The 20,138-nt window shown below is 39.6% G+C and carries 23 protein-coding genes and 1 other RNA gene; 9 read left to right on the top strand and 15 right to left on the bottom strand.

All coding sequences use genetic code 11. The features are described 5' to 3' along the window. Window positions 1-38: 38 nt before the first annotated feature. A complete protein-coding gene (locus tag B3600_RS05180) occupies window positions 39-272 on the bottom strand; it encodes a hypothetical protein (protein ID WP_112373805.1) in 234 nt (77 codons plus the stop codon). 27 nt (window positions 273-299) lie between these two features. Next, window positions 300-446 (bottom strand): hypothetical protein, encoded by a 147-nt coding sequence (locus tag B3600_RS05175; protein WP_286752320.1) that lies wholly within the window; start codon window positions 444-446, stop codon window positions 300-302. An 87-nt stretch (window positions 447-533) separates the two neighbouring features. Between B3600_RS05175 and dprA the strand changes: the two genes are divergently transcribed. The 5 genes from dprA (at window position 534) to accD (ending at window position 4,934) form a co-directional block, all read left to right on the top strand. Next, window positions 534-1,652 (top strand): DNA-processing protein DprA, encoded by a 1,119-nt coding sequence (gene dprA, locus B3600_RS05170; protein WP_286752319.1) that lies wholly within the window; start codon window positions 534-536, stop codon window positions 1,650-1,652. An 87-nt stretch (window positions 1,653-1,739) separates the two neighbouring features. Beyond that, the gene (locus tag B3600_RS05165) at window positions 1,740-3,245 is read left to right on the top strand and encodes an MFS transporter (RefSeq protein ID WP_286752318.1); all 1,506 of its coding nucleotides are present in this window, start codon (window positions 1,740-1,742) and stop codon (window positions 3,243-3,245) included. Continuing rightward, on the top strand, window positions 3,238-3,465 hold the full coding sequence (locus B3600_RS05160) for a DUF6814 family protein (RefSeq protein WP_070560694.1): 228 nt from the start codon (window positions 3,238-3,240) through the stop codon (window positions 3,463-3,465). Before B3600_RS05165 ends, B3600_RS05160 begins: the two co-directional genes overlap by 8 nt. A gap of 306 nt (window positions 3,466-3,771) precedes the next feature. After that, window positions 3,772-3,869: signal recognition particle sRNA small type (gene ffs, locus B3600_RS05155), an RNA gene on the top strand. A gap of 222 nt (window positions 3,870-4,091) precedes the next feature. Further along, complete coding sequence (accD, locus tag B3600_RS05150) at window positions 4,092-4,934, top strand: acetyl-CoA carboxylase, carboxyltransferase subunit beta (protein ID WP_070560696.1); 843 nt, start codon at window positions 4,092-4,094, stop codon at window positions 4,932-4,934. 127 nt (window positions 4,935-5,061) lie between these two features. Here accD and B3600_RS05145 read toward each other — a convergent pair whose 3' ends face one another. Continuing rightward, entirely contained in the window at window positions 5,062-5,397 is a 336-nt protein-coding gene (locus B3600_RS05145; protein ID WP_286752317.1) for a hypothetical protein, read from the bottom strand. Between the two features lie 188 nt (window positions 5,398-5,585). Here B3600_RS05145 and B3600_RS05140 point away from each other — a divergent pair, with 188 nt between their 5' ends. Beyond that, on the top strand, window positions 5,586-5,921 hold the full coding sequence (locus B3600_RS05140) for a MerR family transcriptional regulator (RefSeq protein ID WP_046674120.1): 336 nt from the start codon (window positions 5,586-5,588) through the stop codon (window positions 5,919-5,921). Between the two features lie 220 nt (window positions 5,922-6,141). Here the strand turns inward: B3600_RS05140 and B3600_RS05135 are convergent, their stop codons facing one another. Continuing rightward, window positions 6,142-6,636 (bottom strand): metallophosphoesterase family protein, encoded by a 495-nt coding sequence (locus B3600_RS05135; protein ID WP_286752379.1) that lies wholly within the window; start codon window positions 6,634-6,636, stop codon window positions 6,142-6,144. 3 nt (window positions 6,637-6,639) lie between these two features. Then, window positions 6,640-7,347 carry a tRNA1(Val) (adenine(37)-N6)-methyltransferase gene (locus tag B3600_RS05130; protein WP_112373809.1) on the bottom strand — a complete coding sequence of 236 codons (708 nt, stop codon included), beginning with the start codon at window positions 7,345-7,347 and terminating at the stop codon, window positions 6,640-6,642. A 97-nt stretch (window positions 7,348-7,444) separates the two neighbouring features. On the opposite strand from B3600_RS05130, the gene B3600_RS05125 reads away from it, so the two are divergent. Together B3600_RS05125 and B3600_RS05120 are read left to right on the top strand one after the other, a co-directional pair. Beyond that, window positions 7,445-7,672, top strand: coding sequence for a hypothetical protein (locus B3600_RS05125; RefSeq protein WP_286752316.1), 228 nt, complete (start codon window positions 7,445-7,447; stop codon window positions 7,670-7,672). 150 nt (window positions 7,673-7,822) lie between these two features. After that, window positions 7,823-8,602: a hypothetical protein gene (locus B3600_RS05120; RefSeq protein ID WP_286752315.1), complete on the top strand. Its 780-nt coding sequence runs from the start codon at window positions 7,823-7,825 to the stop codon at window positions 8,600-8,602. A 206-nt stretch (window positions 8,603-8,808) separates the two neighbouring features. Here the strand turns inward: B3600_RS05120 and mutS are convergent, their stop codons facing one another. After that, complete coding sequence (mutS, locus tag B3600_RS05115) at window positions 8,809-11,415, bottom strand: DNA mismatch repair protein MutS (RefSeq protein WP_286752314.1); 2,607 nt, start codon at window positions 11,413-11,415, stop codon at window positions 8,809-8,811. 136 nt (window positions 11,416-11,551) lie between these two features. Here mutS and mtgA point away from each other — a divergent pair, with 136 nt between their 5' ends. Further along, window positions 11,552-12,316: a monofunctional biosynthetic peptidoglycan transglycosylase gene (mtgA, locus tag B3600_RS05110; protein WP_286752313.1), complete on the top strand. Its 765-nt coding sequence runs from the start codon at window positions 11,552-11,554 to the stop codon at window positions 12,314-12,316. A gap of 158 nt (window positions 12,317-12,474) precedes the next feature. On the opposite strand, the gene B3600_RS05105 is transcribed toward mtgA, so the two are convergent. From B3600_RS05105 to B3600_RS05065, 9 genes are all read right to left on the bottom strand, one after another. Further along, window positions 12,475-12,930 carry an ABC transporter ATPase gene (locus tag B3600_RS05105; RefSeq protein ID WP_286752312.1) on the bottom strand — a complete coding sequence of 152 codons (456 nt, stop codon included), beginning with the start codon at window positions 12,928-12,930 and terminating at the stop codon, window positions 12,475-12,477. Window positions 12,931-13,123: 193 nt separating this feature from the next. After that, window positions 13,124-13,669: a DUF420 domain-containing protein gene (locus B3600_RS05100; protein WP_286752311.1), complete on the bottom strand. Its 546-nt coding sequence runs from the start codon at window positions 13,667-13,669 to the stop codon at window positions 13,124-13,126. A gap of 7 nt (window positions 13,670-13,676) precedes the next feature. After that, a complete protein-coding gene (locus B3600_RS05095) occupies window positions 13,677-14,405 on the bottom strand; it encodes an SCO family protein (RefSeq protein WP_286752310.1) in 729 nt (242 codons plus the stop codon). Window positions 14,406-14,417: 12 nt separating this feature from the next. Then, window positions 14,418-14,795 carry a cytochrome C oxidase subunit IV family protein gene (locus B3600_RS05090; RefSeq protein ID WP_112373816.1) on the bottom strand — a complete coding sequence of 126 codons (378 nt, stop codon included), beginning with the start codon at window positions 14,793-14,795 and terminating at the stop codon, window positions 14,418-14,420. A gap of 27 nt (window positions 14,796-14,822) precedes the next feature. Next, window positions 14,823-15,557 (bottom strand): cytochrome c oxidase subunit 3, encoded by a 735-nt coding sequence (locus B3600_RS05085; RefSeq protein WP_046674128.1) that lies wholly within the window; start codon window positions 15,555-15,557, stop codon window positions 14,823-14,825. A 9-nt stretch (window positions 15,558-15,566) separates the two neighbouring features. After that, on the bottom strand, window positions 15,567-16,148 hold the full coding sequence (locus tag B3600_RS05080; protein WP_112373818.1) for a cytochrome c oxidase subunit 3: 582 nt from the start codon (window positions 16,146-16,148) through the stop codon (window positions 15,567-15,569). After that, complete coding sequence (cyoE, locus tag B3600_RS05075; RefSeq protein ID WP_112373819.1) at window positions 16,148-17,053, bottom strand: heme o synthase; 906 nt, start codon at window positions 17,051-17,053, stop codon at window positions 16,148-16,150. The genes B3600_RS05080 and cyoE overlap by 1 nt, the downstream gene beginning before the upstream one ends. 73 nt (window positions 17,054-17,126) lie before the next feature. After that, window positions 17,127-18,170, bottom strand: a complete 1,044-nt coding sequence (locus B3600_RS05070; RefSeq protein ID WP_286752309.1) for a COX15/CtaA family protein — start codon at window positions 18,168-18,170, stop codon at window positions 17,127-17,129. Window positions 18,171-18,248: 78 nt separating this feature from the next. After that, window positions 18,249-20,120: a cytochrome c oxidase subunit I gene (locus B3600_RS05065; protein WP_172462307.1), complete on the bottom strand. Its 1,872-nt coding sequence runs from the start codon at window positions 20,118-20,120 to the stop codon at window positions 18,249-18,251. Window positions 20,121-20,138: the final 18 nt, after the last annotated feature.

Below are 20,138 nucleotides of genomic sequence, written 5' to 3'. Positions count from 1 at the left end.
TAAAATTAAAAGTATTTAACTATCTTTAACTTAGAGAACTAAAGACCTAATTCTTTTTTAATTTCTAGGCCAATCAGATTGATCTCTTCATCCATACCGAACATAGGAAGCTCCGTTTCTGGGTTCAGTTTCAGCCAGTTTGTATCATTGTCTTTAATAATCTTTACGTATTCCACACCATCCTTAAAAATAACATACGTATCTTCTTCCTCAGGGAAAACAGAATAAACTACATCCCCCAATTCGATATCAAAAGGTTCTTTTATTTCCATAGTTAAATTATCATTAATCGCTCAAAGTTACCAATTCCTCTTCTTCTTTCCATAATCGACCAATATTTCATTCCTTGATATCTCAAATAAGCTTAGGAAAAGCGCATTCATGCCATGGCGATCCGCGGATTTTCGAGCAGGCACGCGATCGCCTCCGACTAAGAACTTTGTCATTGCTTTAAAAACATAATATGCCTAAGCAATTCTAACAAAAAGTATGACAGCTACTTATAATTTTCCTATATTTAAATAAACCCAATTATGAAACTAATTTATCCCATAGCTTTGACGAAAATCAAGGGCATTGGCCCTAGGACAGCGCGTAACATCATTGACCAAGGTCACGAGTTGGCAGACTTATTTGCTTACTCAAAAAAAGATTTGATGCAAATTCTTGGGATACGGGAATCGATCGCAGAAGCCATACACAATAAAAGCTATATGTCTGCCTGTGAAAAAGAACTTGCTTTTATCGAAAAACATCAGATACAAGCGTTATGGCTGGAAGACCAAAATTATCCAAATAGGCTACGACAATGTGAAGACGCTCCGCTTGTTGTCTATTATAAAGGGAATCAGCCACTCAACAGCACAAAAATTATAAGTATCGTCGGTACTAGACATGCAACCTACTATGGACAGAAAATATGCGAAGATCTGCTAGAGGCTATGAACGGTACCAAAGACACCTTAATCGTTAGTGGTCTTGCTTATGGTATTGATGCTTTAGCACATCGCAACGCACTAAAAAATAATATTCCCACCGTTGCTGTATTAGGGCATGGTCTCGATCGCATTTACCCGGCATCCCATCGTGAACTTGCCACAAAAATGCTAGATCAAGGAGGTTTATTGACAGAATTTACATCCAACACATTACCTGAACGCAGTAACTTCCCTATGCGCAATCGCATCATAGCCGGTATGGCGGATGTCACCATTGTTGTAGAAGCTGCAATTAAAGGAGGTGCTTTGATTACCGCCGAAATAGCCAACAGCTACAATCGCGATGTATGTGCCTTTCCAGGAGCCGTTTACGAAAAAAGTTCTGAAGGCACCAATTACCTCATCAAAACCAACCGTGCGCATATGATTAGAGGTCTTCAGGATCTGGAATACCTCATGAATTGGGAAATCAGTACAAAAGCTGTTGGTCAACAGCTTAGCCTTCCTTTGACATTGACAAAAGATCAACAACTCCTTTTTACGCTCATTCAGCAAAAGGGACAATTAGAAATAGACCATATGATTGACCTCACAAAATGGCCACAAAGTAAATTGGCCTTAATCCTATTGGAACTTGAAATGCAGTCACTCATTCACAGCCTACCCGGAAAACGCTATAAAATAGTCGGACAGACCGAAATTCAAAAGAATTAGCTCTTTTCCGATCATGCAACAGCGCCGAAATGCCGTTTGGAGCGCAATTAAAATGTACATTTATATCCAACCAAAAACCAAAAATTAATGAACGAAAACAATACAAAAAGCATCTGGAAAGTCATCGGAGCCTCCTCCATGGGAACGCTTATTGAATGGTATGATTTTTTCATTTTTGGCAGCCTATCCATTGTAATTTCCACCAAATTCTTTCCGGCAGAAAATCCAACTGCTGCTTTTCTTTCCACCCTAGCCACATTTGCTGCAGGATTTGTCGTCCGGCCATTTGGCGCTCTATTTTTTGGCCGACTAGGCGATATTATCGGTCGAAAATATACGTTTATGGTAACTTTAATGCTCATGGGCGGCGCAACATTTCTCATCGGTTGCATCCCCAGTTATGAAAGTATCGGTTTTTGGGCACCGCTGCTCGTGTTGATCCTTCGTCTCTTGCAAGGTCTTGCCCTAGGCGGAGAATATGGCGGTGCGGCAACTTACGTCGCCGAACATGCTCCATTGGGCCAGCGGGGCTATTGGACATCCTGGATACAAACAACAGCTACTTTTGGCCTTTTCATATCTCTGGTCGTCATCCTCCTTACCAAAGGCTTTCTCAGCGAATCACAATTTGATTCCTGGGGATGGCGGCTTCCTTTCCTCCTCTCTTTAGTCATGGTATACGTTTCCTATCTTATTCGTAAGAAGATGAAGGAATCACCCGAATTTAGCAAGGCCAAAGCGGAAGGGAAAACAAGTACAAATCCGCTAAAAGAAAGTTTTGGCAACCGCTACAACCTCAAATTTGTGCTGCTCGCGCTCTTTGGTGCAGCCATGGGGCAGGGCGTTGTTTGGTACACCGGACAGTTTTACTCGATGAGTTTCATGAAAACGGTCATGCACCTACAATCTGACCAGGCCGATACCATCCTCGGTATCGCCTTACTCTTGGGAACGCCATTTTTTGTCGTATTTGGGTGGCTTAGTGACAAAATTGGGCGAAAATGGATCATGCTCGGTGGGATGTTACTTGCCGTATTGACTTATCGTCCGATTTACGAATCCATGTACCAACTTTCCAATACCGAACAGAAAGTCAAGGTGAACGAAACAACGGAGAACCCTCATGGATCACAAACAACAGAAACCAATTCCATCATCAAGACACAATATGAGGACCAAACGGAAGTTACTCGAGCCAGCATGATTCATCAATCCGGTAAACTGAAAGGGCAGCAAACAACCAAAACCACAGTCCATATTGCAGGCAAAAACTATATGCTGCTCGTCCTGCTGATCTTTATACAAGTGATTTATATTACGATGGTGTACGGACCCATTGCAGCATTCCTTGTTGAACTGTTCCCCGTAAAAATCCGCTACACATCCATGTCCTTACCCTATCATGTTGGCAATGGAATATTCGGCGGACTCCTTCCGGCTGTATCGACATATTTAACGACAAATGCCGAAGCTTCCAATACCCCGCAATTCTATCTTGCAGGTTTATGGTACCCTATTATCATTGCCATTGTATGTTTTATCATAGGCAGTATTTATATCAACAACAAATCAACTTCAGCACCCCATGAATAATCTCAAAAAATTCCTCGGCATACTTTGGATCGTTTTAGCATTGTTTACTGCTTATTTTTCCATTTTTGAACTGGCCCTGCCAAAGATATCAACGGGACATCAGGAAGATCTCGTTTTTGGAATCATTATCCTGTGCATCTTGACCCCCATAATCTCCATTGGACTCGGTTTATTTGGCTATTATTCCCTATTGGGCGAATACGATCAAGAAAAAATGTAGTCCCAAAAATGAGATCGACTTTGAATAGGCAAAATTAGCCGATTATGCTTATTCAAAGTCGATCTCCTATACGTCAGATAATGCAACTTTCCGACATTTTGAAAAGAACATTTACGGCAAATGGACTTCGTCAAGCGCTTTTTTCACGCCATTTTTAGCTGTTTTACACAAATACCAAATCTACTCCGCCATAAATTGGTGCTATGAAAAGATATCAAATGCAATTTATTGCCATGATAATCAACCGAATAAGATAAAAAGGTGTTTTTTCTTTCCTAAAACTGTTTTTTTTTCTACTTTTGTGGCGGGTAAGTCTTCTACGACCAGCTCCCATTGACTCCCCCAGGTTGGGAACAAAGCAAGGGTATTTGGTTGAGCGGTGCGATAGGAGTAGCTTACCCTTTTTTTATGCCCATTTTTTTGACTAATCCGCTGGTCTGAAATTCAATTCTAACCTAAAAATCAACCAAATATCTTATATATCCCAATTGTTACCCCCAATTTCCCTATTTATAGAAGCCCTGTTACACAAGGCGTTTTAATCGCTTGGCATGTACATTCAACACAATTATAATTGTATATAAAAGCAAATTTATATAAGTTTGTAATCGAATAAGAACTATCGTATGAGTTGGTTTAAAAGAGAAAAAGCTGGTATTAGCACAGCTACCGCTAATAAAAAAGAGGCACCTGATGGTATGTGGAACAAATGTCCTACATGTAAAAAACCATTGTTGCATCTTGAACAAGTAGAAAACGACTATGTTTGTCAATATTGTGGCCACCACTTAAGAATTGGCTCCAAAGAATATTTTTCAATTTTATTTGATAATAACGAATTCACAGAACTATTTCCTAATCTAAATTCTGGTGATCCATTAGAATTCTTCGATTCAAAGCCATACCCTGAACGTTTAAAGGAAAGTCAAGCCAAAACAGGTCTTAAAGATGCTTTACGTTCTGGCCATGGAAAGATGAATGGTCAAGATATCGTGATCGCTTGTATGGACTTTAGTTTCATCGGCGGATCAATGGGATCTGTCGTGGGCGAAAAAATCGCGCGTTCGATAGATTACTGTATTGAGCATAAAATTCCATTTATGTTAATATCCAAATCAGGTGGTGCACGGATGATGGAAGCCGCATTTTCATTGATGCAAATGGCTAAAACTTCGGCTAAATTAGCGTTATTGGCAAAAGCAGAACTTCCTTACGTTTGTTTATTGACCGACCCTACTACAGGGGGAGTTACAGCATCTTACGCGATGTTGGGTGATATAAATATCGCAGAACCTGGTGCGTTAATCGGATTTGCCGGACCCCGTGTCATTAAAGAAACAATTAAAAAGGATCTTCCTAAAGGATTCCAGACTTCGGAATTCGTGCTCGAGCATGGATTTTTGGATTTCATTGTCGACCGTAGACAGTTAAAAAACCAAGTGGCTACCTACCTTAAATTAGTGGGATAATCATTGTCAGGATATAAAAGAAAGCGGTGCCAAGAATATTCTTGGTACCGCTTTCTTTTTTCGCCCCATAACTGTTGTGCCTGCGACCTCTTGTCGGATATATAGAACGGATAAATCAACCGTCTTTTTAAAGATATCGCCAAAAAGCCCATATTTTTCTTTTGGACAGATAATCCGGTTCCACCTCCTTGTCATACGCTTCCCGCTCAAACGAAATACGCCGGTACGCTTTATCAAAATCCCGAAATTGAATAAAATGAACGGCAAATTCAAGAAGATACCAAACATAGAAAAAGAGAATACCTAATTCAAGCGCTTGTCGCAAATGTATACGCTCATGCCGAATCAAGTCGTCCTTCTGTTTAAAAAAAGTACTTTTCAGAAAGATAAAAGGATAAATAGTAATTGCATTAGCTTTTCCAAAAGAGAAGAAATTTGTCCAAAATTTGCTAACTATAATCATATAAGAAGTCCAGACCGTTTTCAAACGACTCAAACTTAGAAAAATTTACCTTTATACACAATTATTATTGGCGTCTTATGAATTGTACTATATCCCTATCGTTCAGTCCTTGATCAGATAAGAGATCGCAAAAATTTCTTTTTGAATAGGAATTTTTATTAAGTTTGCTATAGATTAATTGTGAAGATATGCCGTACAAAGAGCGTGAAATAAATAAATTGTATTATACAATGGGAGAAGTTACAGAAATGTTTGATGTAAATGCATCCCAAATACGTTTTTATGAGCGTGAATTTGATATTCTACAGCCTAAGAAAAATAAAAAGGGTAATCGCTTATTTACGCAAGAAGATATTGCCAATTTAAAGATCATCTTCAATTTGGTTAAAGATAAAGGTTATACACTACAGGGGGCACGTGATTACCTGCGTGACAACAAATCTGAGGCAAAAGAAAATCAACGTGTTGTAGATTCATTGGAGCGTTTGAAGAACTTTCTTCTTGAAGTTCGTGATTCACTATAGCATTGAGAAAACTCTTATAAAACTCCCGAAACGTAACCATTACATCATATTCGCAGTGTTCATGGGATCCATTTCAGTAACGAAATCCATTCGACTATACAGAAGTAGCGCAAATTTCTGGACCCATTACATGAGAACCAAATGTATCCACGATCGCTTTGCCATCATACCATATATCATCCAGCTTTCAAAGCTCAAAAAAGATTAAAGAAAACCCCATCTAACGCTCGTTCAGTTCTATAACCTCAAGATTTTCAATTTTATCTTTATTGATATCAAACCGCATCAATGTCCTCACTTTATGCCAGCCGTGCTTACCCGCTGCACCTGGATTGAGGTGAAGGCATTGAATCTTAGGATCGAAGATAACCTTTAGAATATGGGAATGTCCAGTAATAAATAATTTCGGCGGATTTTTCATCAATTCCCCTTTAATACGTGGGGCATATTTCCCGGGATAACCACCAATATGTGTCATAAAGACGTCCACTTCCTCACATTTAAACCTCAAATCTTCTGGAAATTGTAAACGAATTTCTTGACCATCAATATTACCATAAACTCCGCGCAGCGGTTTAAAAGCCGCCAACCGATCTGCAACATCCACATCACCAAAATCGCCTACATGCCAAATCTCGTCGCAGGCTGCAAAATGAGTAAATACCGCTTCATCTAAAAAAGAATGTGTATCTGAGAGTAATCCGATCTTTGTCATCATTTAAAAAGCTAAAAAATAAGGTGCCAGGGCCGTGCGATATGCTTCTGAATAAATACCTTTAGCAGCATAAATAACAAACTCACGTACTGCAACCGACTCAACAGGCCTCCGTTCAAAGGTTACGATCTTACGTAGCACCGATTCTCCTTCAAAGGAACTTATCCGAACTTCAGTAGAACAATGTAAACCTCTTTCTGTAGAAATACTGACTAAGGTATCCGCTAATGCCGCTGGAAGGATAAGGATTAATTTCCCCCGATTCGATAAGCGTATAGAGGCGAAATCCAACAGTTCAAAGAAAAAATCCAGATCCGTATGTCTAGCCAGTTTCCTCCGTTCATCCGGATTATGCAACGAATCCGTATAAAAAGGTGGATTTGATACAATCAAATCATAATTTCCTGTTGTATCCAGTTGCTGAAAGGAACTAGCATGTAGCGTTAGGCGTTCACGGAAAATGGAATTGCGAAAATTTTTATCCGCCATCAACGCAGCCAAAGCGTCGACTTCAACAGCTTCTATCTGGCTATTCCCAAGACGCTGAGCCAACATCAAGGCAATGACTCCAGTGCCTGTGCCCACATCTAAGACACGTTCTACAGGTTCTATCTCCGACAATGAAGCCAACAAAACACCATCTGTATTGATCTTCATCGCACAGTCAGACTGATCAACCTCAAATTGTTTAAACCGAAATATCGACGCCATACGCCAAAGATAAAACTTTTAGGACCTTTGGCACAAACAAACCCATGTAACCTGCGATTTATTTGCTAATTTAGTCAGCAACAAATCTATATAAGCCATGAATATCCGTCAGCTTGCTCTTATGATATTGATTATGAGCTGTGTCATCCCAACAAAACTATTGCATGGGCAGGAAAATTGTGAACGATATACCGTTGAGACACTTCCCCTTTTGACGCAAGCCTTAAACAACAATGACTTTGACAAAATTGACCCTTTACTTAATAGTATACAGGCAAGCTGTGGTATCAATGAATTTGTACAACGGTTACGCATTCTTATGTAAATCATTGAAAAGAAAAATAGTACTGCAGCGATTGACCTCTATTGGAACAGTCAATTTGATAAAAGCTTTCTACAAAGACTGGATGCGGCAGACCAGGACGATTTCTCAACGCAATACGAACAGCATAAGGAAAAATACAATTTTTACCCATTGCGGCATCCACTGGATGGCCTCATCAAAGTAAGGGCACAAGCACTCCTTGTTTCTGACAGTTACACGTTAACGGATCAGGAAAAAGATATTTTACAGCTTTTTTCAGATACTGACGTTTCCAGTGCTGTACAAGACGGACGATCTAATGAACAAGATAATCAACAGCCATTTCCAGCACCCAAAGTGTACAGAGATAGACAAAAAGCCAAACTTGGCTATGTTCCTTCAATCGGTGTAGTCACCCCACTTGGTGGAGCCAACAAAATTTTCGGAACCAACGTAAGCTTTGGATTTATGCTGATGAGCTCGCTAGAAAGAAAATTTATTTTTGAAGGTGGCTTCAAGGTGCGCATCAACTCAAACGACCGCAATATTGATTACAATTACGATGGCTCCAATGTTTCGGTCAATTCTTCAGCGACCGCATTTATGGGCGGTGCTGTAGGTTACAAAGTTTTTGACAACGACAAATTTATACTGATTCCAAAAGGTATCCTTGGCATAGATATTACAGATACCGGCATTACAGAAAGCGCTTATTCCTCTGGTTATTATGATCCGGATGGTTATTATTATGATGGTGGATACACCGATCGTATGGTAACCATCAATAATGTGCACTTAGGACTTGGTCTCGCATCCCTATTTCGCATGAAAAACCAAAAGTACATTGGTTTCGAACTCGGCTATCATTACGCGCCTTATGATGCCAGCAGTAAGGTATTGAACCCAATACAGGCGAATTACGGAAGCTTGGAACTATTTTTCAGGTTTTAAGCAATAGCCCTTCAAAAACTTTCATGACTTCGCAGACATCAACAACAATGAAAGCGAGCTCAAGGTTCTCTCTGACCAATAAGATCAGGCACTTTCAGAAAAAAATACGCCAGATGATGTTCTGTTTTAAAAAACATGATCTGGCGTGTTCAAATCGAAGAAAACAAGTCCCACTTGAGATCAGGTGTACAAGTCCAAAAGAAGATTTAATTCTTTAGCAGGCGTTGTATCTCATCCAGCTTCATTAATGCCTCAACTGGAGTAAGCGAATTAACATCCAGATTATTCAGCATATCCCTGATCTTATTCAAGACAGGATCATCAATGGAAAACATTTGCAATTGGTAGGCCTGTTTCTGAATCTTACGCATACTATCCTTAATCTGCTCCCCACCAGTTCGCTCCTGCTCCAATCTTTTCAAGATCTGGTTGGCACGATTCAGCAACTTTTGTGGCATCCCCGCGAGCTTTGCCACATGAATACCAAAACTATGTTCTGAGCCTCCTGGAACGAGCTTCCGCAAGAAAATAACTTTGTTATTGACTTCCTTCACCGTCACATTATAATTTTTAATACGATCCAATGAAGTTGTCAGCTCATTTAATTCATGGTAATGCGTTGCAAACAATGTTTTTGCTTTGGCTGCGGGATGATTGTGTAAAAACTCAGCAATAGCCCAAGCAATAGAAATACCGTCATAGGTACTGGTACCACGACCGATTTCATCTAAAAGAATGAGACTACGGTCTGATAAATTATTCATGATGCTCGCCGTCTCATTCATCTCTACCATAAACGTAGATTCTCCAGAAGAAAGATTATCTGAAGCACCCACACGGGTGAAAATTTTGTCAACCAGACCGATCTTTGCTTCTTTTGCCGGTACGAAACAACCAATTTGCGCCATCAACACGATCAATCCAGTCTGACGGAGTAACGCCGATTTACCGGCCATATTAGGCCCCGTAATAATAATAATCTGTTGTGTCTTTGGATCCAAGAAGGTATCATTGGTAATATAGTCCTCGCCTATTGGCAGGTTTCTTTCAATGACAGGGTGTCTTCCGCCTTTAATATCCAAGATCTTGCTCTCGCTGATTTCAGGCTTTACATAATAATTTTTCTCTGCTACAACCGCAAAGTTAAGCAGCACATCCAGCTTAGCGATCAGCTGTGCATCGAGCTGAATAGGTTTGATATATTCAGCAATGGAAAGCAATAGCTCTGCATATAATCTATTCTCCAGTGCTTGGATCTTCTCCTCAGCACCTAAAATCTGTTCTTCATATTCTTTCAGTTCCTCCGTAATGTAACGTTCAGCATTCACCAGCGTCTGTTTACGTATCCACGTCGTAGGAACCTTATCCCTATGGGTATTGGTAACCTCCAGGTAATAACCAAAGACATTATTGAATGCAATTTTCAAGGATGGAATTCCAGTGAGTTCTGCTTCCCTTTTTTGAATCTCAAGCAAATAATCCTTACCGCCAAAGGCAATTTTACGCAATCGATCCAATTCCGGATCAACGCCATCAGCAATTACGCTACCCTTATTGATTGCCACTGGGGGCTCGGCCTGAACCTGCAGCTCTATTCTTTCTCGGATAACTGTACAAGCATCCAATTGCTCCGATATGGTCTGTAGCGCGTTGGCATCTTTACGATCTGTAAGTTCCTTCAACTTTTCTATCGCATATAAAGCCCGTTTTAATTGCACGATTTCCCGCGGATTCGCTTTTTGTAGTCCTATCTTGGAAATTAGGCGTTCAAGATCCCCCACCTGCTTGATCTGACCAATCAACTCATCCCTTAAATTGCGATCAGCAACAAAGAAATCCACCACATTCAATCGTTCCTGAATACTTTTCTTGTCTTTTAACGGCATCACAATCCAGCGCTTGAGCAAGCGCGCTCCCATTGGACTGGATGTATGATCCAATACATCGGACAGCGTGACAGCATTTTCATTCAACGAACCAATTAATTCCAAATTGCGGATCGTAAAACGATCTAACCACATAAAACGATCTTCTTCGATACGCGAAAGCGTAGAAATGTGTTGTAAGTTACGATGCTCGGTCTCGTTTAAGTAATGTAAAGCTACACCGGCAGCAACAATCCCCGTAGGCATCCGATCAACACCAAATCCTTTCATCGACGAAACCTCAAAATGCTTCAATAATGTTTCTGTAGCATAGTCTCCCGTATACGGCCATTCGTCAAGAAAATAAGTATAATAATGCGACCCAAACTGTTCTACAAAATCCTTGCTCTGTTTTTTGGAAAGAATGACTTCCGTTGGCTTAAAACCTTGAAGCAATTTATCGATATAGGTAACACTTCCCTGAGCAACCAAAAATTCACCTGTTGAAATATCAAGAAAAGAAATACCGATCCGCTCTTTTTCGATAAAGATTGACGCTAAATAATTATTCGATTTCTGCTGAACAATATTGTCATTGTAGGAAACGCCAGGGGTAACCAACTCTGTCACACCACGCTTAACGATTGTTTTTGTCGTCTTAGGATCCTCCAACTGATCACAGATCGCCACCCGTTGGCCGGCACGCACCAATTTTGGAAGATAGGTCTCCAACGAATGATGAGGAAAACCAGCCAATGCGGTTTCCGATTCCGAGCCATTACCACGCTTCGTCAAAACAATGCCCAAAATCTGGGCAGCTTTGATTGCATCCTCACCAAATGTCTCGTAAAAATCGCCAACACGGAACAACAATAACGCTCCAGGATATTTAATCTTGATCGCATTATACTGTTGCATCAATGGGGTCACTTTCTTTTCTTTTGCCAACTTGTAAATCAATTTTTATGAAGCGTAAAAATAGGATAATATCGTCGCTTTGGCAAACGATACCCTCAACTTCTCGACAAAATCATTTCCATTAAACAAGAATATAAGCTAAGTTTGTATCCGAAAAAAATTAGTCATGGCCATCAAAAGATCTGGTAAACAAAATACGTCCAGCAAACAACAAAATACCTTCAAAAAAAAATCCTTCAACCCATTGAAGTCCATAAAATCTCCGATCCTGCGCATTGTGACACGGGTAGTCCTCTATTTTATTGGTATTTCACTCTTTTGGGTCATTAGCTTAAGGTTCGTCAATCCTCCCATCACATGGTTGATGATTCAGCGCGGATTTGAACTGAAAGAACAGGGCAAAGGATTTAAACTGGAAAAAAACTGGCTGGATTACGATGAACTTTCGGACAACTTAAAATTAGCAGCCATTGCAGGAGAAGATGCCCATTTTATGACACACTGGGGATTCGACATGCAAGGAATTCAGAATGCCATCAAAAAAAATGCACAAGGAAAAAAATTACGTGGTGGAAGTACAATCAGCCAGCAGGTAGCCAAAAATGTATTTCTATGGCCAGGCCGCTCCTGGTTAAGAAAAGGCTTTGAGACCTACTTTACCATTCTAATAGAGACCTTTTGGAGTAAGAAAAGAATTCTCGAAGTTTATCTCAATGTTATTGAAATGGGACAGGGTGTTTATGGAGCCGACGCTGCAGCTTCTTATTACTTCAGCAAAACAGGTAGTAACTTATCTAAAAAACAGGCTGCATTAATCATAGCGATATTGCCAAACCCAAGAGAATGGGATGCCCGCAACCCTTCGGCCTATGTCAATAGACGTGCAAACGCGATTGCAAAATACATGCACCATTACACCATTCCGGAATAAGCCAAGCAATTGTCCGCGACAAATCATCGTTCCTAAGCGTAACTTAAAGCCGAAATCGTATTTCTATTTTTTGCTCAAAAAAATGCCCCAAATAAGTGTCTAACTTTTTGGGGCATTTTTAGTGTTACTATGAACTTTATTGAATGACTGTGCTTGACTTATTTAAAAAGTCGTTTATGCCAGCTTTGATGGAAGGGCACTGCCCAAGCATTCTCCATTTGATGTTCATGGGTAATGGTATTATCAAATACTAAGGTATTTTCATTGATGGTACCATCTGCCAGTAGCTTCTCAAATCCGTCACGGTTAACCACGCCTATTCCTTGATCCCCTTTATATGCAAATTGCATGCGATCAAATAGTTGAATACCATACTTCGATTCAACTCCTTTTAAAAATCGAACCGAACTATCAATAGAACAACCTGATGCAGCCGCCACTTCCTCGTCCACCTTAAGGATAATAAAAAGATTATCCCGCAATTCTGCGGATGCAGAAAGTGGTTTTCCATGTACTTTCCACTGTTCGGCAAAAGCTTTCAGGTCAGTAACAATCTCCTGTCCCTCTGTCGCCGTTAACAGGCGATCTGCCTGATAAATCCAGATACGCTTCATATGCGAATGATTTTTACAGATCCATCTAGCCGATATGAATCAACTGATTAATCCGATACGTTTATACTCCCGGATACATGGAATATAGTCTCCATCGCATCCGATTTCATTTAATTATTAAACCAGATTAAACAACTCGAATCCGGCGTGCCATTGTATTTCATCACAATACCTTGCCCCTCAAATCTTACCACTAACCGATATAATACGGAGAAATCATTAAATAAACGATCACACCGGTAACTGCCACGTAAAGCCACATTGGATAAGTAATGCGGGCAAGCTTTTTATGACGCTCATAAGAACCGGATATACCTCTAACAAAAGTAAAGAGCACAAAAGGGATGATAATGATAGAAAGCAAGATATGCGTAATCAGGATAAAGAAATAGATCGGTCTCAAAATTCCCTCACCGCCATATTTTGTTTCGATTGAAGTCATGTGATAAGCAACATACATCGCCAGAAAAGCTAAAGAACAAGCAATGCAAAATTTTATTAAACGTTCGTGCAATGACTTATTCCCTTTCTTTATCGCTGCTACCGCCCAAAACAGCAATACAGCGGTAATCCCATTGATAGCTGCGTAGATCGGGGGCAAAAATGTTAGTGGCTTCACATCATAACCCAGCTTTTGTAAATTCACCGTAAAGAGGATAGCAACCACTATCGGTATAACGATAGATAACAACCAAATCCATTTACTGTACTTTTTCTCTTTATTCAGACTCTCTTCCATGATATAACTATCTTTTTTGTTCTATTGTTGCTGGATGGTTTCGGATTTCCTCGACCAATAATAATTTAATTTCATCTTCCAGGCGGTCGACATCTGTCTTTACGTTGATGTCATATATCCCTCTTATACGTCCTTTTGTATCGAGTAAAAGATAATTAGAGCCAATAATGAATGGTTTATTGCCATCATTGTTGACAAGCGCGTCCTGCAATAGACTTTCTTTAGCAAATTTAAAGATATCAACAGAAGGATCTGTCACAAAAAACCAAGATTTGGTCCAGGGTTTGTAAACTTTCGCGTATTTCGCTAATACATCAGGTGTATCATAGGCTGTATCAACCGTGATAGAATACAACTTAACTTTCTGATTCTGAATAAACCGATTAGCAATTTGATCTAATCGCTTAATCATTGTCCTTGATAAGGAAGCGTCCCTAGAATACATCAGGTGGACTACAGAGAGTGTTGTATCATTGTCCAACAAATGCACTTTCTTACCATCGTAATTCACAAAATCAACAGGCGTCACCGTATGGTAGATGGTATCGGGAATATCACGTCCCCATTTTCGATGTGTTGTTCCCGGCACTTCCTTTTTCCCAAAAATTGGTAAGGAGGTGTAGCTATTCGAACCGCTTTTATTTAGTATAAAATATAAAAATCCCGGCAGTAAAAGAATTACTGCCAGGATCAATATAGTTTTAATACCTTTCTTTTGTCCAGTATTATTATCCATTATCCACTTTATCTATTTATTTGGAAACAATTGATGCTCTTGAAAAGCACCTGCCAAGAAACCTCCCTCAACCAACATCAGGACAATAAAATAAATAATAAAAATAAAGACAATTGCAACGGTAACAATGAAGCTCGACTTCTCGAATTTCAAGTGCATAAAGAATGCAACGATATAATAAGCTTTAACTAAAGTAAGCACGATATAAATAGTATTTACTAACGCCCCTTTAGTTAGAATTTGCCAATGGTGCACAAAGCCCAATGCAATTAAGAACTCCAGACAAGTAAGCGCTAAAAGCACTCCAAATACTCTCCAGATGGCTTTTTTATCCATCCCACCTTCGTGAGCATGCTCTCCATGAGCGATATTATCTTGATATTGTGACATAGCTATCTAAAATTATTTATTGCGTAATTAGATTAAGTAGAAGAATGTAAATACAAATACCCATACTAAATCCACAAAGTGCCAATATAAACCTACTTTTTCGATCATTAAGTAAGAACCACGGTTTTCAAATGTATTATTTAAAGTCATGCATAGGATGATGATATTTAAAATAATACCCACAGTAACGTGGAATCCGTGAAAACCAGTAATTGTAAAGAACAGGTTAGCAAATTGCAACGCTGAAGTATAAGAAATATCATGCGTAAAATATGGCATCAATGCTGTTTTAATGGCATCACCTTCCAAACCTGTTGCAGGGTTTTTACCAAACCAGAAACCCATGTGGTGTAAGTGAGTCCACTCGATAGCCTGACAACCAACGAAACAGATACCGCCTAAAATAGTCCAAAGCATCCATTTAACAACTTCATTCTTTTGATTACGGTGACCAGCTTCCACAGCCAAAACCATAGTTACTGAAGACATAATCAAAATAAAGGTCATTAAACCGACAAATACCAACGGTTGACCATGCTCTGCAATTCCAGGGATTGATTGGAAGATCTTATCAGGATCTGGCCAAGTTGGATGGGAAAAGCGTTGTGCGCCATAATAAACCAAAAATGCAGAAAATGTGAAGGCATCCCCTACCAAGAAAAACCACATCATGATTTTTCCATACTCTAAGTTCCAAGGTGATTTTCCACCATTCCATGGACCAGTTTTTACCTTATCCAATTGCGATACTGTTGTACTCATTGTTTACTATTATTGATTCAAAAGTAAGAAAACATATATATAAATCCATAAAAGATCGAGAAAATGCCAAAAAATACTGGCAAGATCCATGCGGAAAAGATTGCCGTCCTTAGGAAGTTTGTTACTTCCTATAATAGCGCCAATCAAAACGATCAACCCCGCAATAATATGCGCCAAGTGCATCCAGATAAAAACGTAAATAAAGGATTGTGATGCATTGTTATTCACAAAATAAACACCCCTATCGATCAATACATTCCAAGCATGAACTTGCAAGGCAAAAAATACAACTCCCAAAATAAAAGTTGCTATCAAAAACAACCGCTGTTTGGAAGACTCCCCATTTTTAGCCGCTCTATGTGCTAAAAACATCGTCAGACTACTCACCACAATCACCAAGGTACTATATAAAAGTGCATTTGGCAAAAGAGTCTTAATCCCTTTGTCCACGCCGCTCGCTGTATATACAATGAAACCACTGGATAACGCTGCAAACATCATAAACATACCCAACATACCCAACCACAGGTTGAACTTTTGGGCTTTTCTCTGTACTAACTTCTCGTCAGTTTGTGCTTGTATATCTAACATTATTTCAACGGAATAAAGTTAAGCAATAATACGAGTTGTGTCACAGGCAAATAGATAAATGAGGTAAACATTACTTTCTTCGCCGAAGGAATATCACAATTCTTAAACAGCAAATAACCGTAATAACCAAACATTATTCCACCGACCACAGATACAATCGTAAACCAAATCCCACCAAAGCCAAAATGATACGGTATAAAACCTGCAGGTATCATAAACAAACCTGAAATGAATACCATAAAAGCCGATATCTTATCACGTTTTGTCGTCGGCAATAAGCGAAAACCCGCTAATTTATAGTCGTCGTCCACAACCCAGGCAATTGCCCAGAAATGCGGAAACTGCCATAAAAACTGAATAGCAAACAACACAAAGGGAATAATAATAATTGCCGCTTCGTTATGTCCACTATAGTAGGCTAGATCATCTTGCGAAAAAGCTGCATAATAACCAATTAATGGCGGAAATGCACCCGGAAACGCTCCGACAAACACTGCTATTGGTGATTTTCTTTTTAATGGTGTATAGATAAATGCATAAAGAAGAATACAAAAAACCGACAGCAGACCAGCGACAAAATTCAGTCGAACAAGCACCAAGGTTCCTAAAATGCCCATAAAGACACTCAATACCAAAGCTTGTCCTGTCGTCATCCGGCCTGATGGCAACGGTCTGTCTTCCGTACGTTTCATCAGTTTATCCAAATCCTTTTCAATGATCTCATTGAATCCGTTTGCGGAGCCTGTAACCAGAAACCCACCGACAGTCAACAATAACCAGTTAAACCAGAATATATCACCCTGTTGTTTTGATCCTATCAGAAAAGCAATTGACGCCGAAAATACGACCGTCAATGTAAGTCTCAACTTAACAAGCTTTTTGAAATCTGAAATAAATTCTTTCATAACTAAAAGAGACCTCCTACTATCAGTGTAATTAAACACGAACTTTTAAACATAAACATCCCGAATTCCAAGATTAGTGCCTTTGCTTATTTAACAATAACATCAGGTAGAACTGTGCACCAAATAAGAGCGTAGCCACCACCAAATGCGTCGTCTGTGCAAATGCAGGTATTGCAAATCGAGCTAAGATAATTCCTGATAGCATTTGGATACCCACGAGAATCAATGCGATTAAAGCAAATTTATATTGCTTAGAAACCGTATTAAAACTTGTGCGGACCAAAAAGAATAATACAATAACTAAAATCAAAGAACAATATGCCAACCAGCGATGTAATTCAAACTGTTGGCCAATAGTTGTTATAAAATCAGCACGAGCTACCGATGAACCGGTTAATAAATCAACCTCTTCCCGAACCCCCGTTCCGACTATTACTTGTGTTAGCATCAGCAAAATAGATACTATAGCAAGTCCTTTTAATATACTCGAAGAACGATTGACCAATAAGGTCTTATTTCGTAAAGTAACTGCTTTGAAATAAGTATAAATACTAATACAAACAATTACAAGTGCTAAGAGCATATGTACTGTAATAATCCAGGGCATCAAATTTGTCGATACAACAATCGATCCTAACCAAGCCTGAAGTACAACAACAAAAAGATTAATCACTGACCAAACAACGATCGAACTTTTCGACTTCAAATAGGTGAAAGAATAAATAGCCGTAAACAACAAACAAAATCCAGAAACAACGCCCACCAACCGATTGATATATTCCGTCCAAGTCTTTGCAACATTAAATTCTTCATGCTGTAAAATACTTTTATCGGTACGGAGCTTATAGGCCATCTCTTTATCGCCGAAAAATTCTACTATCCGTGCGAAACGTTCGTTCTTTTTTGCTCTTCCTTCACTATAATGTTGTTCATATCCTTGAGGTAACTGAGAAATATCAGTAGGAGGAATAATGCGGTTAAAACATCTTGGCCAATCTGGGCATCCCATTCCTGACCCTGTACTCCGAACAACCCCTCCAGCAATAATGACCAAAAACAATACGATGATCGTTATAAAATTGGTCTTTACAAATCGCTTTTCAGCTGCTGGAAACATAATACTACCCCTACCTCTTAAAATATAAACTTATATAAAGTAGCGTCGATTTTCCCGACGCTACTTTATAAGATTTTATTAGTCTTTTCTACCATTTTGAGCATTCCATTCTGCTTGGATACGCTCTGCTTCCTCATCTCCTTCAAAATCGTGAGGCAAGTTAGAGCTCATCGTTTCAGAGAAAGGAACACTTTGAGGAATAAAATCCTCACCATGACCTGGCTTACTGTAATCGTAAGGCCAACGGTGTACAGTCGGGATCTCTCCTGGCCAGTTACCGTGGATATGCTCTACCGGAGTAGTCCATTCCAATGTGTTTGACTGCCAAGGGTTTTGTGGCGCTTTTTTACCGAAGAAAATCGAAGTAAAGAAGTTCCACAAGAAAGCTACCTGACCTAAAGCAGCAATGATCGCAGCCCAAGTCACCAATTTGTTTACAGAAACCCATTTCGCCATGAAAGCAAATTCTGTAAATGCATAGTAACGGCGAGGTACACCATCAATACCCATAAAGTGCATTGGGAAGAATACCATGTAAGCACCAATAAAAGTCAACCAGAAGTGTAAATAACCTAATTTCGTGTTCATCATACGACCGAACATCTTAGGATACCAGTGGTAAACACCACAAAGCATACCGAAGATTGACGCTGATCCCATAACCAAGTGGAAGTGGGCAACAACAAAATACGTATCGTGTAAGTTGATATCTAAAGCCGCATTACCTAAGAACAATCCTGTCAAACCACCAGAGATAAAGAATGATACCAAACCGATAGCAAACATCATCGCCGGAGTGAAACGGATATTACCTTTCCACAACGTAGCCAGATAGTTAAACGCTTTTACAGCCGAAGGAACCGCGATAATCAATGTAGTAATCATAAATACACCACCCAAGAATGGATTCATACCCGTTACAAACATGTGGTGACCCCATACGATAAACGATAATACGGTGATACCGATCAACGAGTAAACCATCGCATGGTAACCAAAGATTGGTTTACGTGAGTTGGTTGCAATAACCTCAGAAGTTAAACCTAAAGCAGGCATAACAACGATATATACCTCAGGGTGACCTAAGAACCAGAACAAGTGTTGGAACAAAATTGGTGAACCACCTTCGTTCGGTAATATTTGTCCTTGAACAACAAGATCCGACAAATAGAATGACGTACCAGCTGCACGGTCAAAAATCAGAAGAACAACCGCAGAAACCAATACTGGGAATGACAACATACCGACGATAGCCGTTAAGAAGAACGCCCAGATTGTCAAAGGCATTTTCCATAAGTCCATTCCTTTTGTACGCATGTTCAAAATTGTACTTACATAGTTAATACCACCGATCAACTGTGAAGCTACAAATAGAACCATACTCACCAACCACAAAGTCATACCAGTTGCAGATCCTGCGATTGCAGTAGGAACAGCCGATAGTGGTGGGTAGATTGTCCAACCAGCAGAAGCAGGTCCACTTTCTACGAAGAACGATGCAACCATAATAACTGATGCTACAAAGAACAACCAGTAAGATAACATGTTCATAAAAGGAGATGCCATATCGCGTGCTCCGATTTGATATGGAATCAGTAAGTTACTAAAAGTACCTGATAGACCAGCCGTTAACACGAAGAATACCATAACGGTACCGTGAATGGTTACCAAGGAAAGGAAAAACTCCGGTTTTATACGACCGCCTTCAGCCCATTTACCCAAGAATACTTCTAATATAGGGAACTCTTTATCCGGCCATGCTAATTGGATACGGAATAATACTGATAAAAGCATCGCAAAAACTGCCATGATGATACCAGTGATCAAGAATTGCTTAGCAATCATCTTGTGGTCACCCGAAAAGATATACTTTCTGATGAACGACTCCTCGTGATGATGGCCGTGCGAATCGTGATGTTCAGCGCTATGCGATATTACTGTACTTGACATATTCGATTTTATATTCAA

It is taken from the genome of Sphingobacterium sp. UBA2480 (assembly GCF_002341965.1).
Taxonomy (GTDB): domain Bacteria; phylum Bacteroidota; class Bacteroidia; order Sphingobacteriales; family Sphingobacteriaceae; genus Sphingobacterium; species Sphingobacterium multivorum.
Note: the sequence above shows the minus strand (reverse complement) of the source record. Positions and strands in the feature narration are given on the sequence as shown.